This is a genomic window from Apibacter sp. B2966, from assembly GCF_011082485.1.
GTDB lineage: Bacteria > Bacteroidota > Bacteroidia > Flavobacteriales > Weeksellaceae > Apibacter.
The window spans coordinates 850701-867779 of record NZ_CP049714.1; the positions used below are offsets into that span (position 1 = coordinate 850701).

Genomic DNA, 17079 nt, shown 5'->3' on the forward strand with positions numbered 1-17079 from the left:
TTATAGTTTTTTTAAAGTATCCTTGATAAGCTCTTCTACTTCGATATCCGGATTATCCTTTAAAATTTTATCAATTATTTTTTCGGTAATTTTTTTAGAAATACCTAACACCTCCAATGCACTTAACGCTTCAGATTTGTTTTTATTGCCTAAATTATAATCTAATATTTCAGACGTTTCAAATATAGAAATTTTATCCCGCAAATCAACTATTATTCTTTGAGCGGTTTTAGCTCCTATTCCTTTAATTTTTTGAAGTGCCAGGTTGTTGCCGCCGGAAATAGCGGAGGTTATTTCCGATACAGACATTGAGGACAACATCATAATGGAGGAAGCCGGACCTACTCCATTAACACTTATTAAAAGATTAAATAAGGATCGCTCAGTTTTAGTTGAAAAGCCATATAACGAATGGGAATCTTCCCGTATAATTTCTTGAATATATACTAGGGCTTTTTTTTCGTTTTGAATGTCTTTATAGGTTTGTAAACTTATAGTGGCAAAATACCCCACTCCATTGCAGTCTATAACTACACTGGAAGGGGATATTTCAAAAATAATTCCTGACAAATGGGTTATCATTTTTGTTTATTTTACGGAAATAGTAATTATTTTTTTTCTTGAGCAGCAAGGGCAGCAAGGGTTGCCAGATTTACTATATCTTCTACCTTAGAATTTTCTGTAATTATTTGAATAGATTTATCTAATCCTAATAGAACCGGACCAATAGATTTTATTGACCCAATACCTTTTGCTAAACTTGCACTTAAATTAGCCGAAGTTATGTCAGGAAATATTAAAACATTTGCCGATTTACCTCCTAACTTGCTAAAAGGAAATTCACTGATTAATTGATCATTTAATGCATATTCGGGCTGAATTTCTCCGTCAATCAGCAAATCAGGATTTGTTTGGTTAAGTTTCCTAACCACTGCATCAGCACTTTTAGATGCTACTGAATTTCCAGCAAAATTTTCATTAGATACCATAGCTATTCTAGGTTCAATACCCATTTTCTTTACGAAATCGGCTGTAATTTGAACTATTAAATCTAAGTCATTACTACAAGGATTTCTGCTTAATGAAGTGTCCGAAATAAATATCGGTCCATTTTTAGAAAGAAGAACCATAGCAGATGCTACTGTTATATTTGATGATTCAGAATAATCTACAACTTTTATAATTTGATTTAAAGCTTCCGTATAATCTTTAGTAAATCCGGTTAAAAATGAATCTGCTTCACCCATTTCAACAGCAATGGCTCCTAAATATTCGCTGTTATTCAATAATTGAGCAGCTTGTTGTTGAGAGGTTATTCCTTTTCCATTTTTTTGTTTTAGATCATAAAGATACTCTACATATTTGTCAAATTTATGAGTAGACGAAACTGTATCAATATCCAATATTTCTGCCTCAATTTCTAAATTATAGTATTGCTTTGTTTTTTCTATGAGATCTTTTTTACCTAACAAAATTGGTTGAGCGATCTTTTCCTCAGCAATGATTTGCGCAGCTTTTAATACATTGTACTCTTCAGCATTGTCGAAAATTATTCTTTTTGGATTACTTTTAGCCTTTGCCTTAAATTGTCTTATAATTTTTTCATCGTTACTTCCCATTCGATCTAATAATTCTTCTTCATAAGCATTCCAATCAGTAATAATGTGTTGTGCTACCCCGCTATCAATTGCAGCTTTAGCCACTGCCATCGAAACTTTAGTTATTAATCGCTTATCAAATGGTTTAGGGATGATATAATCTCTTCCAAACTTCATATTTTTAACATTGTAGGCTTGTATCACCTGCTCAGGAACGTTTTGTTTAGCCAAATCAGCTAAGGCTTTTACTGCAGCTAATTGCATTTCTTGATTTATGTCAGTTGCTCTAACATCTAATGCTCCTCTGAAAATATATGGGAAACCTAAAACATTGTTTACCTGATTAGGATAATCACTTCTACCGGTAGCCATAATAACATCTTTTCTTGTTTCAACCGCCAAATTATAATCAATTTCGGGAGTTGGATTAGCCATGGCAAAAACAATCGGATTTTCATTCATAGACAAAAGCATTTCAGGAGAAACCAAGTTTCCTTTAGATAATCCAATAAATACATCGCTGTTTTTCATAGCATCTTCCAAAGTTCTATCCGGAGTATCTACAGCAAACTCAAGCTTTTCTTCATTCAATCCGGTTCGTCCTTTATATATCACCCCTTTACTGTCGCACATTAATATATTTTGTGGGCTGGCTCCTAAAGCTTTATATAATCGGGTACAAGAAATGGCCGCTGCACCCGCGCCACTGACTACAATTTTTACCTCTGCTATATTTTTTTTGGAAATTTCCAATGCATTTAATAAGGCAGCGGCTGATATAATTGCTGTTCCATGCTGGTCATCATGCATTACCGGAATATTTAATTCCGCTTTTAATCGTTTTTCGATTTCAAAAGCTTCAGGAGCTTTTATATCTTCTAAATTAATACCTCCAAAGGTTGGAGCTAACGATTTAACTATTTCAATAAATTTGCCCGGATCTTTTTCATTTACTTCAATATCAAAAACATTTATTCCGGCAAAAATTTTAAATAATAAACCTTTACCTTCCATAACCGGTTTAGAGGCATCTGCACCAATATCTCCCAACCCTAACACGGCGGTTCCGTTGGAAATTACTGCTACCAAATTTCCTTTTGAGGTGTATTTGTAACTATCTGCACTATTTTTTTGTATTTCTAAACAGGGTTCCGCCACTCCCGGAGAATAGGCTAATGATAAATCTGTTTGAGTTGAATGTGGTTTGGTAGGTATAACTTCTATTTTACCTTCTGGTTTGGAACTATGATATTCTAAAGCAGCTTCTCTTAAATTTTTTTCTCGTGACATTGTTTTAATAATATTTTGACATACAAAAGTAAATATTTTTATTTTATAACATAGATACTATTTTTCACCTATAGTTTATATGATAAAAATATATAGGGTTAATAATTTATTAACTTATAGACAATCACTTAATTAGTATATTTTTAAATTAAATGTTACAGATCCATAAATTTATATTTTTTTAAAATATATAATCCTATTAATTATATCGTAATAATATAGTTACTTAGCTTTTCCAATGGTTTTTATATTTTATTTTTCAGATGTTTATTTTTAACGGGCTTACCCTTACGAAATGCGCCTAAATATATATATTATAGGTAATATTTGTTTAATTTTGTAAGCTAATAAATTATTTATGAATAGTACTCTACAAAGTAAATTAGATAAATTAAAGGAGAATGGTTATAATTTATCTGTTAATCAAGTAATTATGGATGGGTTTACCGCTTGGAAAAATATTATTTTTTATGGAGTATTTAGTATTTTGTTTACCTATATTTTTACTAACTTAATTAATAATTTATTGGGTCGTTATCTAGGAACTAATATAATTGATCTGGAATTTATTAAAGCGATTAATAAATTAAATAATCCTCAAGCGTTCAACAAAATTATCCCATTAGTTCAAAACTATATATCTAATCCTTTAATAATTGTAAAAAATTTATTGTCTTCAGTTATTGGCATTCTTTTATATCCATTAACTGCAGGCGTTGTTTATTGTGCTTATCAAACAGATAGAAACGGAAAAGCAAGTTTTAAAGAGTTTATAAGTGGCTATCAAGGTACTAAGTTTTTTAAACTTATTGGATTAGCTTTCATTGTACTAATTTTGCATTTCATTAGTACTTTCTTTTTGTTTATTCCTTCTCTTTATTTTACACCAGCTTTTATTTTAGCCGGAGCTTTAATAATTATTGATGATGTCCCCTTAATTCAAGCTATTACTTATAGTTTTAGAATTGTAAATAAGAAATTTGGAAAAGTATTATTATTATTAGTAATTTCATGTTTGGTTAGTAAAGTTTTAGGAATTTTTTTGTGTGTTGTAGGTATTATTTTCACGTATTCTTTTTCTCAAGCCATGGTTTATTCTTTGTATAAAAATACTGTTGGCTCAATAGATGTTGATGATGAAATAAATGAAAATTAATCAATCTATTATAAAAAAATATTTTGAGTCCTATTGGGATTCAATTAAAAAATTACGAGTAAAATATAACATCGTAATACGAAAATTCAGGAATCAAAATCCTCAAGCATTTATTTATTTAGCAAGTACATTAATTGGAATAATTGGAGGAATAAGTGCGGTAATTTTAAAAAATTTAGTTAGTTTAACTGAAGAATTGATTTATCATAATAAAAATTTTAATTTCAATTATTGGACTATTTTTTTCCCTACCATCGGTATTATTTTGACCGTTATTTTTATTAAATATTGGGTTAAGATGGATATAAGTCATGGAGTTGAAAAAGTCTTATTTGCTATTTCCAAGAAACGTAGTATAATAGATAAAAAAAATACATACAGTTCGATTATAGCCAGTTGTTTAACCATCGGTTTTGGAGGATCTGTAGGTACCGAAGCTCCCATTGTGTATACAGGAGCAGCCATTGGATCTAATATAGCCCAGGAATTTAAACTTAACTTAAAATTAAGAACTTTATTCATTGCTTGTGGATGTTCCGCAGCCATTGCTGGTATTTTTAAGGCTCCGATAGCTGCCATTATTTTTTCGCTTGAAGTTATTATGATCGATTTAAGTATGTGGTCATTAATACCTATTTTAATTTCTTCAACCACAGGGGCTTTAATTTCTTATTTTTTATTAGGTGATAATATATCGTTTTATTTTGCGATTTTTGAGCCATTCGATAAATCAAAAATTCCTTACTATATAATTTTAGGTGTTATTTGTGGTTTTTTTTCATTGTATTTTATAAAAATCGGTCGTTTAATTGAGAAGAAGTTTTCTACCAGTAAAAGCATCTATTTAAAAGCTATTTTGGGCGGTTTAGCAGTAGGTATCCTTATCTTTATTTTTCCTCCGCTTTTTGGTGAAGGGTATATCGGGCTGCAACATTTAATGAGTTCTCACCCAGAAAGTATAGCAAAAAATTCTTTCTTTTATATATTGAGAGAAAATGATTATTTTCTTATTCTTTTTTTAGTAGGCATTTTGTTTATAAAAGTGGTTGCCAGTAGCTTTACTACTTCGTCCGGGGGTATTGGAGGGGTATTCGCTCCTGCTCTTTTTACCGGTGGAATTTTAGGTTTTGTATTTACAAAAATTATTAATCTTACTAGCTTCACCAAGCTTTCTGAACATAACTTTACTTTAGTGGGAATGGCGGGTGTAATGGCAGGTATCATGCATGCTCCCATGACCTCGATTTTCCTTATTGCTGAAATTACAGGCGGATATAGTTTATTATTTCCTTTAATTATTACTTCTACCATTGCTTATCTTGTGAAATATCATTTTGATAAACATTCTGTGTATACTTATAATTTAAAAAGAAATAATGAGATGATTACTCATAATAAAGACAAAGAGGCTATTCGTAGAATGAATATTAAAAATCTTATAGAAAAGAATTTCGTTAAAATTTCTTTATCTTTATCCTTTTCTGAGTTTATAAATGAGGTAATTCCTTCTTCAAGTAAAAAGTTTTTTATCGTTGAAGATTCTGATCAGAAATTTAAAGGATATATCATTTTGGATGATCTTATTAATATTTTGCTCCATAAGGAACGTTATGAAAGTTTACATATTGTTGATCTTATAACCCAGCCGTCTGAGTGTATTTCTTTACTTGATGATAATGAAACTATTTTTAGAGTTTTCGATAAGTCAAAATCTTTGTATTTACCGGTTGTTGAAAATGATCAATTTATTGGAATGCTTTCTAAATCTAAATTATTGGATAAATACCGAAAATTAATCGTAGATTTTTCAGAAGATTAAGTTATTTATTTAATAATACATTACCGGAATTAAAAACTATTGGAATAATAGATTTCTTATGTCGCTAAGTATTAAGTGTAATGCCGGTAATGTTTACTAAAAAATTATGTTTATTTGTGTTTACTTATTTAATTCCAAGAAAACATCGGAAAGACACTGTATAATACTTTGAGCTGTCATAGCTTCTTGAGAAAATTTCTCTGAGGCATAATCCCCTGCTTTACCATGAATGTAAACTCCTAAAATAGCTGCCAATTTCGAGTCATAACCTTGTGCCAATAATCCGGTGATAATACCTGTTAATACGTCTCCACTTCCCCCTTTTGCCATTCCGGCATTACCTGTAGCATTATAATAACAAAGACCATCCGGTAATAAAATTGCTGTGTTATGTCCTTTAATGACTATAACAATTTCATGCTCTTTTGCTTTTTTCCTGGCAAGTTCGCATTGCTCTAAAGTAGAGTTAGTTTTACCAAACAATCGCTCAAATTCTTTAGGGTGTGGAGTGATAATAGAATTTTTAGGAACTAAATTTAATAAATCTTTGCTTTCTGAAATTATATTGAGTGCGTCAGCATCCAAAACCATCGGATTTTTTTCATTTTGCAGCATTTTTTCAAATGCCATTTTTGTTAATACCTCCGTACCTAGCCCCGGACCTATACCTATGGTATAATTTTTAAATGGAATTTGTATATCTTCTATGTATTTATCTCCGCATGAGAAAAACATAGCTTCGGGAGCAACGGTTTGAAGTACTAAACTGCCGTATTCAGGAGCTCCGGTAAATACTAATCCGGTACCCACGCGTAAGGCTGACAATGTAGAAAAGGTAATAGATCCCATTCTTCCATAGCTCCCACCTATTATAATGGCTTTTCCGAAAGTTCCTTTATTACTGAACGGACTTCTTCTTTTATAATTTTTTTCAAAAAAATCATTTTCTATAAGGTAATTATCGGTTTGTTCATTTTCAATGAATTTTTTATCCAAACCTATATCCAGTACATGTATTTTACCGGCATATTGTGCTGCTTCAGGATGTAAAAAAGATCTTTTATAAAATTCAAAAGTCAAGGTTTCATCTGCCCTAAACACCGTTTGGTTTTCTTCGGGAAGTGAATCTGTAAATAATCCTGAAGGTATATCAATTGAAATTTTTATAGCATTGATTTCATTTAATTTTGAAACTATTTTTTCAGCTTCTCCTTTCAATTTGTTATTTAATCCTATACCAAATAAAGCATCAATAATAATCGCTTTTTCTTCATTAACTTCAAAATCGTCTCCTTCAATAAAATCTACTGATTTTGGAAATTTATCAAAATTGATCTGAGTATCTTCTGTAAAGTCAGAAGAGGATTGTATAATAAAAGCTTCAACATTATAATTTTCATTATTCAACAATCTAGCTAAAGCTAAACCATCTCCTCCATTATTTCCTTTTCCACAAAAAATGTAATAGGTATATTCGTTCGAGTATCTGCTTTTTAGCCAATCAAAACAAGCTAAAGCTGATTTTTCCATTAAATCTAAAGATGTTGTCATTTCACTTTCGATGAATTGACTTGCACATTCTTTTATTTGCGTTGATGTTAATATCTTCATAAGTATTGTTAGTTTCAAGTTATTATAAATCTCCAAAGTTTATTCTTCCAAATTTCTCCTGCATAGTCTATTCCTACTCGTACGGTGGTAATAAAATTTGGTTTAATTTGAGAATCTTCAACCCAAATTTTTTTAGAAGAAGCTAAATCTTCTCCATAAAAATCTTTATTTAACTGTAATAATTTGCCAACTCGTCCCGGGCCGGAACATTCCTCAACGCCTCTTATTAATACTGCTTGAGGTTCGTTCTTTTTACCCGTAACAAAGTTTAGCATCCAATATATTCCATATATCAGATAAACATATACTTTTCCTCCTTCATGGTACATAATCTCTGTTCTTTTGGTTCTACCTTTACTTGCATGACAGGCTAAATCTTCTTCTCCTCCGTATGCTTCTGTTTCCGTAATAGTATATTTTACTATTTCTCCGGAATCATAAGCTCTTACGATTTTTTTCCCTAATAATTCCTGCGCTACAAAAAATGCTTCTTTTTGAAAAAATTTAGTATCGATTCTCATTTTATCTTCACATCGGTAAAAATAAGTACTTTTTTTGAATTATAAGTTATTAAAATAAAATTTGATTAATAAAAATAACATTTTATTTTATTTATCTAAAATCACCTGATAAAATCACGTTTTTTTTATTTATATATCAAACATTTATTAAATTATTTATAATTTTAAAAAAAATACTTAAAATATATTTTATTTTATAAAGAAATATAATATATATTGAATTTATTTTTTACTCTTTAGGAAGTTGAAATTCGATTTTATTTCCTTTTAAGCTTTCAAAAATGAAAATAAAGTTTCGCTACTTATACTAATTCTGCCGCTTTATTTTCAATACTGTTGTTATTGCTTAACTGTCTTAAGTTATCTAATGTTACTAATGCTATTTGTGTTAATGCTTCTTCTGTGAAAAATGCCTGATGCGCCGTTACTAAAACGTTAGGGAACGAAAGTAATAATTGTATTTTGTCATCTTCAATGATGGTTTCAGATAAATCCCTAAAGAATAATTTATCTTCTTGTTCATAAACATCAATTCCTAATGCACCAATTTTTTTAGATTTTAATCCGTCAATAATATCTTGTGTATTAATTAAACCTCCTCTACTGGTATTAATTAAATACACGCCGTTTTTCATTAAACTTATCGTATGTTTGTTTATTATGTGATGTGTTTCAGGGGTTAAAGGGCAATGTAAAGAAATTATATCGGATTGTTTTAGTAACTCTTCTAAGGTAACGTATTGAAATCCTTCTTTTTTTAGTTCTTCATTGGGATAGACATCGTAAGCTAATACGTTTGTCCCTAAGGCTTTTATTGTTTTACAAAATACTTTACCAATATTACCTGTTCCTATAACACCCACCGTTTTTTTATAGATGTTGGTACCCAATAATCCATTAAGGGAAAAATTTTGCTCTCTAACTCTATTGTATGCCTTATGTGTTTTTCTGTTTAAGGTTAAAAGCATCGCCAATGTATGCTCTGCTACTGCTTGAGGAGAATATGCAGGAACTCTGCATACTTTTATTTCATATTTTTTTGCAGCTTCTAAATCTACATTGTTGAATCCTGCATTTCTTAATGCTATATATTTAATTCCTCTTTTTTTTAGTTTTTTAATTACCCCTTCGTTTAATTTATCATTTACAAAAACGCAAATGGCATCGGTTCCTTCTTCAATTATATTGACTGTATGTTCATCCAAATTGGGTTCAAAATATTCTAAATCAAAATTAAAATTTTTGTTACATTCATTAAAGAATTTTATATCATAGGGCTGTGTTGAAAAAAATGATACCTTCATATTTAAACTTTTATCATTAAACTTAATTTTTATATAATTACAAATATTGTACAAAATTATATATAAATTTTTTCCGGTATAAAGTTTATTTTTTTAAAGATAAAATATAAAGTGGCGGTATAATAGGTAATAAATTTATATTCAATAAGTTAATCTAAATAACAAATTTACATATTGGTTATATTAAATAAAAAAAGAACCGTAAATAAATACGGTTCTTTATGAATTATTTTAGGAAATGGTTTTATTATAAGGATTATTGTCCTTCTTCCATTTTTCTTTTTAATTCTTGTAATTCGTCTAAATCACCTAAAGTAGATTTTTCAACAGTTTGATTTTGTGATTTAACTTGTTTTTCTGTTTCTTCTCTATTTTCTTCTTCACGGAAAGTTCCTGTATGAGAAACTACAATTCTTTTGAATTCTTTATTAAATTCAATTACTTTGAATTCAGTTTCATCACCTTTTTTAATTTTGGAACCGTCTTCTTTTTCTAATAATCTAGATGGACAGAAACCTTCTACTTCAGCGTCTTCAAATTGAACAGTAGCTCCTTTGTCGAATAGCTGAACTACTTTACCTGTGTGTACAGTTCCTTCAGCATATTTAACTTCGTATTTTTCCCAAGGGTTTTCTGTTAATTGTTTGTGACCTAAGCTCAATCTTCTAGCATCAGTATCTAATTCTAATACTACTACATCTAGTACGTCACCAACTGAACAGAATTCGGAAGGATGTTTAATTTTCTTAGTCCAAGATAGATCTGAAATGTAAATTAACCCATCTACTCCAGCTTCTAATTCAACAAATACTCCAAAATTGGTAAAGTTTCTTACTGTTCCTTTGTGTTTAGAACCAATTGGATATTTTGCTGTTATATCAGTCCATGGATCCGGAGTTAATTGTTTCATACCTAAAGACATTTTTCTTTCTTCTTTATCTAAGGTAAGAATAACACATTCTACTTCATCTCCGATTTTAACAAAATCTTGAGCTGATCTTAAATGAGTAGACCAAGACATTTCAGAAACATGTATTAATCCTTCTACTCCCGGTGCAACTTCTACAAAAGCTCCATAGTCTGCTAAAACAACTACTTTACCTTTGATTTTATCTCCAACTTGTAAGTTTGGATCTAATGCATCCCAAGGGTGTGGTTCTAATTGTTTCATTCCTAATTGGATTCTAGATTTTTGATCATCAAAATCAAGAATTACCACATTAACTTTTTGATCTAATTGAACTACTTCAGATGGATGATTTATTCTGCTCCAAGATAGGTCTGTAATGTGGATTAATCCATCTACACCTCCTAAATCAATAAATACTCCGTAAGAAGTTATATTTTTAACAACTCCTTCTAATACCTGACCTTTTTCAAGTTGTCCGATAATTTCTTTTTTCTGATCTTCAATATCTGCTTCGATCAATGCTTTATGAGAAACAACTACATTTTTAAATTCGTGGTTAATTTTAACGATTTTAAATTCCATAGTTTTTCCTACGTATTGATCGTAATCGCGGATTGGTTTTACATCAATTTGTGAACCCGGTAAGAAAGCTTCGATGCCAAATACATCTACAATCATACCTCCTTTAGTTCTTGATTTTACATAACCTTCAACGATTTCGCCGGTCTCATGAAGCTCATTAACTCTATCCCATGCTTTAAGCATTCTTGCTTTTCTATGAGAAAGTTGTAATTGACCGGTTTTATCTTCTCTTTGAGCAACCATAACTTCAACCTCATCTCCAACTTTAAGATTTGGATTGTAACGGAACTCATTCAAAGAGATAACTCCTTCTGATTTAAAGTTTATATCAACGATTGCTTCTTTGTCAGTAATACGAACAACTTTACCTTTGAAAACTTGATTTTCGTCAAGCTCTCTCAAAGAAGTATCATACATTTTTTCTAACTCAGACTTTTCTTTTCTATCCTCAGCATTTAATCCGGATTCAAAAGAATCCCAGTCAAATTGCTCAGGAGCAACATTTGCATTTTTAAGAGTTTCTTGCTCTTCTACTAAATTTTTAGTCTCTTCGGACATATTTTTATAAACATTGTATTCCTTTGCTTTTCAATGTAAGATAAAGGCGAAATTGATGCTTAGGAAGTGGTTATACTTGATGTTATTACGATTTTCTTACTTTCGCCAAATCGAGGCGCAAATATACTGAAAAAATTTTAATTAAACTTAATTTTTATCTTCTTTTTTACTGATTTACTTTAAGTTAATCAATATTTATTAAAAATTAGTCCCTTTTAGCTCATAGAAATATAAATAATTAAAAAAATAGTTTATTATACCTTTATTTAATTTATTAACCATCTAAATTTCAAAAGACTACTCTATAAAAAACTAATTTTCTTTACAAAAATACTAAGTAAAAAATACTAACCATTAAAATAAAAATCAAATGATAATTCCAAATAAGTTTTTGTAAACTCATGAATTCGAGTATACTGAACACAAAGCCATATAAATTTATATACCCGGTTTAATTATTAAATTAAATTATAATACAATTTATACTAGATATACTATAATGATCTTTTGGTTTTAAAATTAAAATAAGTTAAAATAAGACTTATCTATTATAAATAAAAAATCTTACTAATTCTAGGAATAATGTTATTAATAGGTAAAAAAATTGTATTAAATTTGAGGTATGGATTGGTTTGCAGAATGGTTTAATACTCCTTATTATCATATATTATATAAAAATCGTGATGATCAGGAAGCTCAAGAATTTATAACGAATTTATTAAAATATCTTGCCTTACGTAAGGAAAGTAAAATTTTAGATTTGGCTTGTGGTAAAGGTAGACATAGTATTTTTTTAAATAAATTGGGATACGATGTTATCGGCGTTGACCTTGCACCGGAAAGCATTGCTTATGCAAAGAGTTTTGAAAATGAACATCTTAAATTCTTTGTTGCAGATATGAGAAGAAGTAATTTCCCAAACCATTTTAATGCCATTTTCAATTTATTTACCAGTTTTGGCTATTTTAGTGATGATGAAGATAATTTAAAAGTTTTTCAATCTGTTTTTGAACAATTGTTAAGTAAAGGAATATTTGTGATGGATTTTATGAATGTTTCCTTAGCAATGGATACACTAGTTAAACAAGAGGACAAAGAAGTAGACGGTATTTTATTTCATCTGCAGAGGAAAATTGAAGATGGTTTTATTATAAAAGATATTACATTTCAAGATAAAGGTAAAAATTTTCATTTTCAAGAAAGAGTAAGAACTTTTAAACTGAATTATTTTGAAAGTCTGGCCAAAAAAGTAGGATTTACTTTAAAAAATGTATTCGGTGATTATCATCTCCTCCCATTTGATGAAAAAAATTCCCCCCGTCTAATTTTAATTTTTGAAAAATAAATGGATTATATCGTATTGATTTCTGCTGTAATCATCGGAGCAGGAATAGCTTATTTTTTCCAAAATAATTCAAAATTTAATAAACAACTTTTAATGTTTAGTGCGGGATTGCTTTTAGCAATAACTGTATTAGACATGTTTCCTTCCTTGTATATAGATGGAGGAATTAATGCAGGAATATGGATTATTATCGGGGTTTCCATACAATTAATCTTAGAAGGATTATCTAAGGGAATCGAACACGGTCACTTACACAGCTCGGAACATCATGCGGACAGCGTTATTCCGATTAGTGTAATGCTGGGTTTGTTTATTCATTCATTTTTAGAAGGAACTCCATTGGAAGTTCATCATATACATAATCATGGTGCTCATGATCATTCCATGCATTCATCAAATATTTTATGGGCGCTAAGCATCCATAAAGTTTCAGAATCCATTGTTTTATCTACTTTTTTATTTTCTTTACCTATTAAAAGGATATATTCTTTCTCTATTCTCGTTTTGTTTGCCGTTTCAGCTCCTATTGGGGCTTTCTTTGGTTCATTCTTAGATCCTCATATTTATCCTAAATTATTGGGTATCGTAGCCGGAATTTTTTTACATATTTCTTCTGTGATTATATTTGAAAGTAATGAGAAGCATTCCTTAAATTGGCAAAAATTACTTTTAGTATTTAGTGGAATGTTCGTAGGTTTTTTAATTTCTGTAGTTTAAAATATGTGGTTTTACCTATAAAAAAATTCCCCTAAAATGTTAGGGGAATAGATCTTTATATAAAAATATGATTAGTTGACGGGTATATCTTTATTTACATTTTTACTTCCGATTAATGCATAATAAAGGATATAAGCAAATTCTATGATAATTAACCAATAACTGGATAAAAAGCCGAATAAATCAGCAAAATAATTTTGTATGAGGGGCAAAATTCCTCCTCCACATACCATCATCATAAAAATTCCGGATGCTGCTGATGTGTATTTTCCTAATCCTTCTACCGCTAAATTAAATATACCTCCCCACATTACGGAAGTACACAAACCACACAATACAAAAAATACGATGGTAATAGGTAATTCTGCAAAACCTATAGATATATCCGATTTAAATACTGGCATACTTACCGTAGAAGAAATAGGACTAATAATTGCTAAAATTATGAATATTAAACCGAGAAGTGAGGTAAAGGCCAACATAGCCTTACTGGATATACGAGCTCCTAATGATGCTCCTATTAATCGACCAATGAGCATTAAAAACCAATAGGTTCCTACCACCGTTCCAGCCACAGTTGTATCAATACCTAAACCTCCTTTGTCTGGTGCAGAAGTCATAAATAAATTGGCGGTATTGGGAATTCCTACTTCAATACCTACATATATAAATATGGCTACTACTCCTAAACAAAAATGTCTAAATGAAAATGCGCTATATTTTCCTTCAATTTTTTCTTTTTTATCTAAAAAAGGTTCCGGTATATTTACTAACAACAACACGATAAAGGCAAGGACAAATATCCCCATAGCCAAGAAAAGAGCGGGATTTGCTTCTTTTATGGTTGCTCGTGATGCATTTCCGATTAAATATCCTACCAACACAGGTACAATAGTTGCTCCCATTGAATTTATTGAACCGCCTAATTGTAGCAAAATATTCCCTTTTTTACCTCCTCCTCCTAACGTATTTAACATAGGATTTACAACGGTATTAAGCATACACATAGAGAAACCGGAAACAAAAGCTCCGATTAAATAGGCAACAAAACTTTCCATTCCTCCGGATAAGTATTGAATTCCAACGCCTAAAAATCCAACCACAATGGCTACTAAGGCTGTTTTTTTATATCCTATTTTTTGTAACAGCATACCCGCCGGAATACCCATAAATGCATAGGCTATAAAGTTTGCGGCATTACCTAGTTGAGACATAAAGTTGGATGCCCCAAATTGATTTTTGACAATTATTCCCATCGGATTTTGTAAGCCTGTTACAAATGAAATCATAAAAAACAGGGCAAACATCATTGCTATAGGTAATGCGTAATTTTTTTCTTTATTAGTCATATTCAGTATTATTTTTAATTATTATTATAGGTTAAAAAGAGTATTTAAGACCAAACTCAACTGTAAAAGGACGGATGTAAGTTCCTGAAAGAATAGTTCCTTCCTTCTTTTTAGCTTCTTCGGAAGTTAAGATCAAATCAGAATCCCCCATATCTCCTTTAGCTCCCCTTTGATTGAATAAATTTATCACAGTTGAAGAGAAACTTAAGTTTTTGGTAATAGCATATTGTAAACCGGCAAAAGTTTCCCAACGACTTGCAAAATATATTGTATTCGGTCTATTGGCATATTGTTTACTAAAATATCTTGCACTCGCCCAAATCCTTAAATCTTTCCAAACATAGCTCGGATCAATCTCTAATAAAACTTTAGAAATACCCGTTACATATTTATCTGTGAAATCGTATTTAGCTGCTGCACCGTCTTTAAATTTAACTTCTCCGACAAAATTTTTATATTTTGGACTTTGTAAAGTGATCAAAAAGTGTAATTCAAAGTTTTTTATGGGTTTTGATATGATATCTGTAGTCCATCCTATGGTTTCAATATCATAATTAGTAGTTTCTCTTTTCACTTCTCCCGGATTATTGGGATTGGAAAAATTTACTGTTGAACGATATTCATTACGGGTGATATAGGTTGCCTTAGAAACTATACTTGCTAACGGATGATTGAAATATACTCCAAACCCTGCAGTTGGTATTTTAGATTTTTTGATTTTAGGATCAACTCCTATGTTATAATATTCTAGGTGTCCGGCTTGTTCATTGTAATTAACCTCACCTAGTAAACCAAATTTAGTGGTCATTTTATATACTGCATTTAACATGTAGGATTGATTAACCCAATCTTTATTTATATCAGTTTTAGGCCCTGTTAATGTTTGCAATCCTAAATTTCTGTCTTGATAATCTCCCCGTAATGCTTGATATTCAATACGTCCACCCAAATTTAATTCTAATTTATCGGCCAGCAACCATTTATCTAATATATATAATGCTAATTTATTTTCATTCCCATTATGATATTCTAGTCCTTGATTTAAATTAAAATCTCCATTGGCATTTGCCGTACCTCCTACTTGAATTAATTTTCTTGGATTCGGTGCCACCTCTTGAAAATACATAGCAGATTCTGTAGCATATTTATCCACTTTATAATGCCATTCGTTTAAACCAACTTTCAAATCGTGGTTTCCTATCTTTTTACCTAATTCAACGGTACCCGTTATAGATTTAACAGGAGTTTTTCTGGTTGCTAATATTAATACTCCTTGTGCGTTATTTCCCATATAAGCTTCTCCCGTATCAGCATATACATACTCTCCCGGTTTTGCTTCGGAAACTCCTGCCATAATAGGTATGTAAATTCCCACTTTGGATGAATGGTAACGAACCATATAATTTAAATAAAATCCATTATCAAATTTGTTATTACCCAGTAGATCAACTGTATGGGATTCTGTTCCGAAATCGTCTAATATATCTTTTTCTACCAAATTTCCGGTAAAAGCATCCATTAATGTTATTTTTCCGGATCTTTCATGATACGATTTCCGCCCAATTTTAAATCCCGATATTTCACTTACATCCCCATCTTTTCCATACATAAAAGGACTGTAATTATACGTTAGATTTTTAACATTAACATATTTATATAATACTGAAACAGAGCCTTCTCCTCCTCTGTATTTATAGTCTTGAGTTAAGGCCATTTTATACATTTGAGTTTTATCGGCATAATATTTATCTATAATTGATGGTTTAAAAGTACCCGGGTCAAAGCTCAGATAAGCACCGGCTGAATATTTAAGTCCCTTAGTATTTATAGGTCCGCTCACATTTGCACTTCCTCTCATTAATCCAAAATGATTGGATTCCAGGTTAATTATACCTTGAAGCTTATCTGTGCCTAGATTATCAAACGTATTTAAGGAAAAACCTACATCTCCAATATTGATAAAGGTTTGTCCTAAGTCAAACAAACCCGTACGATTAAGCGTAACATCGGATCTCCATGCTTTAGTAGGTAGTTCCGGCCAATAGTGGAATACTACCGGAAGACCATTCTCAAGAATAGTAGTACCTCCTACTGAAGCGGGTAGACCGATATTTACATCTCTGGGACCGGTACTATTTGCTGCATTTAACATGACATTCCTATCATTTTTCTGTTCTATGTCTACTTTTATCGTATCATTTTTCGTTTGATTTTGACTATATATTTCATTGGTACTTATCACTAATAAAAGTACTGACAATGAATATATACTTTTTTTATTTCTCATCTTTTATAAATTTTATTTCAGTGGTTTCGTGC

The 17079-nt window shown here is 30.5% G+C and carries 12 protein-coding genes; 4 read left to right on the top strand and 8 right to left on the bottom strand.

Annotated features, from left to right (window positions below; translation table 11 throughout):
- The gene (ruvA, locus tag G8C43_RS03625; RefSeq protein ID WP_105297951.1) at window positions 1–582 is read right to left on the bottom strand and encodes a Holliday junction branch migration protein RuvA; all 582 of its coding nucleotides are present in this window, start codon (window positions 580–582) and stop codon (window positions 1–3) included.
- A 26-nt stretch (window positions 583–608) separates the two neighbouring features.
- Window positions 609–2888, bottom strand: a complete 2280-nt coding sequence (locus tag G8C43_RS03630; protein ID WP_166004249.1) for an NADP-dependent malic enzyme — start codon at window positions 2886–2888, stop codon at window positions 609–611.
- A gap of 358 nt (window positions 2889–3246) precedes the next feature.
- Here G8C43_RS03630 and G8C43_RS03635 point away from each other — a divergent pair, with 358 nt between their 5' ends.
- Both G8C43_RS03635 and G8C43_RS03640 read left to right on the top strand, forming a co-directional pair.
- Complete coding sequence (locus G8C43_RS03635) at window positions 3247–4044, top strand: hypothetical protein (RefSeq protein WP_166004252.1); 798 nt, start codon at window positions 3247–3249, stop codon at window positions 4042–4044.
- Window positions 4034–5863 carry a chloride channel protein gene (locus tag G8C43_RS03640; protein ID WP_166004255.1) on the top strand — a complete coding sequence of 610 codons (1830 nt, stop codon included), beginning with the start codon at window positions 4034–4036 and terminating at the stop codon, window positions 5861–5863. The genes G8C43_RS03635 and G8C43_RS03640 overlap by 11 nt, the downstream gene beginning before the upstream one ends.
- A gap of 120 nt (window positions 5864–5983) precedes the next feature.
- On the opposite strand, the gene G8C43_RS03645 is transcribed toward G8C43_RS03640, so the two are convergent.
- The 4 genes from G8C43_RS03645 to rpsA all read right to left on the bottom strand — a co-directional run bounded on the left by G8C43_RS03645 (window position 5984) and on the right by rpsA (window position 11349).
- A complete protein-coding gene (locus G8C43_RS03645) occupies window positions 5984–7474 on the bottom strand; it encodes an NAD(P)H-hydrate dehydratase (protein WP_160564038.1) in 1491 nt (496 codons plus the stop codon).
- A 14-nt stretch (window positions 7475–7488) separates the two neighbouring features.
- On the bottom strand, window positions 7489–7995 hold the full coding sequence (locus G8C43_RS03650) for a DNA-3-methyladenine glycosylase (RefSeq protein WP_160566823.1): 507 nt from the start codon (window positions 7993–7995) through the stop codon (window positions 7489–7491).
- A 302-nt stretch (window positions 7996–8297) separates the two neighbouring features.
- Window positions 8298–9299, bottom strand: a complete 1002-nt coding sequence (locus tag G8C43_RS03655) for a 2-hydroxyacid dehydrogenase (protein WP_160542006.1) — start codon at window positions 9297–9299, stop codon at window positions 8298–8300.
- 256 nt (window positions 9300–9555) lie between these two features.
- On the bottom strand, window positions 9556–11349 hold the full coding sequence (gene rpsA, locus G8C43_RS03660; protein WP_105297958.1) for a 30S ribosomal protein S1: 1794 nt from the start codon (window positions 11347–11349) through the stop codon (window positions 9556–9558).
- Window positions 11350–11971: 622 nt separating this feature from the next.
- Here rpsA and G8C43_RS03665 point away from each other — a divergent pair.
- Together G8C43_RS03665 and G8C43_RS03670 are read left to right on the top strand one after the other, a co-directional pair.
- Window positions 11972–12694 (top strand): class I SAM-dependent methyltransferase, encoded by a 723-nt coding sequence (locus tag G8C43_RS03665; RefSeq protein ID WP_166004257.1) that lies wholly within the window; start codon window positions 11972–11974, stop codon window positions 12692–12694.
- A complete protein-coding gene (locus G8C43_RS03670; protein WP_166004259.1) occupies window positions 12695–13411 on the top strand; it encodes a ZIP family metal transporter in 717 nt (238 codons plus the stop codon). It begins immediately after the preceding gene.
- 71 nt (window positions 13412–13482) lie between these two features.
- Here the strand turns inward: G8C43_RS03670 and G8C43_RS03675 are convergent, their stop codons facing one another.
- Together G8C43_RS03675 and G8C43_RS03680 are read right to left on the bottom strand one after the other, a co-directional pair.
- A complete protein-coding gene (locus G8C43_RS03675; protein ID WP_166004261.1) occupies window positions 13483–14760 on the bottom strand; it encodes an MFS transporter in 1278 nt (425 codons plus the stop codon).
- Between the two features lie 31 nt (window positions 14761–14791).
- Complete coding sequence (locus G8C43_RS03680; RefSeq protein ID WP_221411576.1) at window positions 14792–17047, bottom strand: TonB-dependent receptor; 2256 nt, start codon at window positions 17045–17047, stop codon at window positions 14792–14794.
- Window positions 17048–17079: the final 32 nt, after the last annotated feature.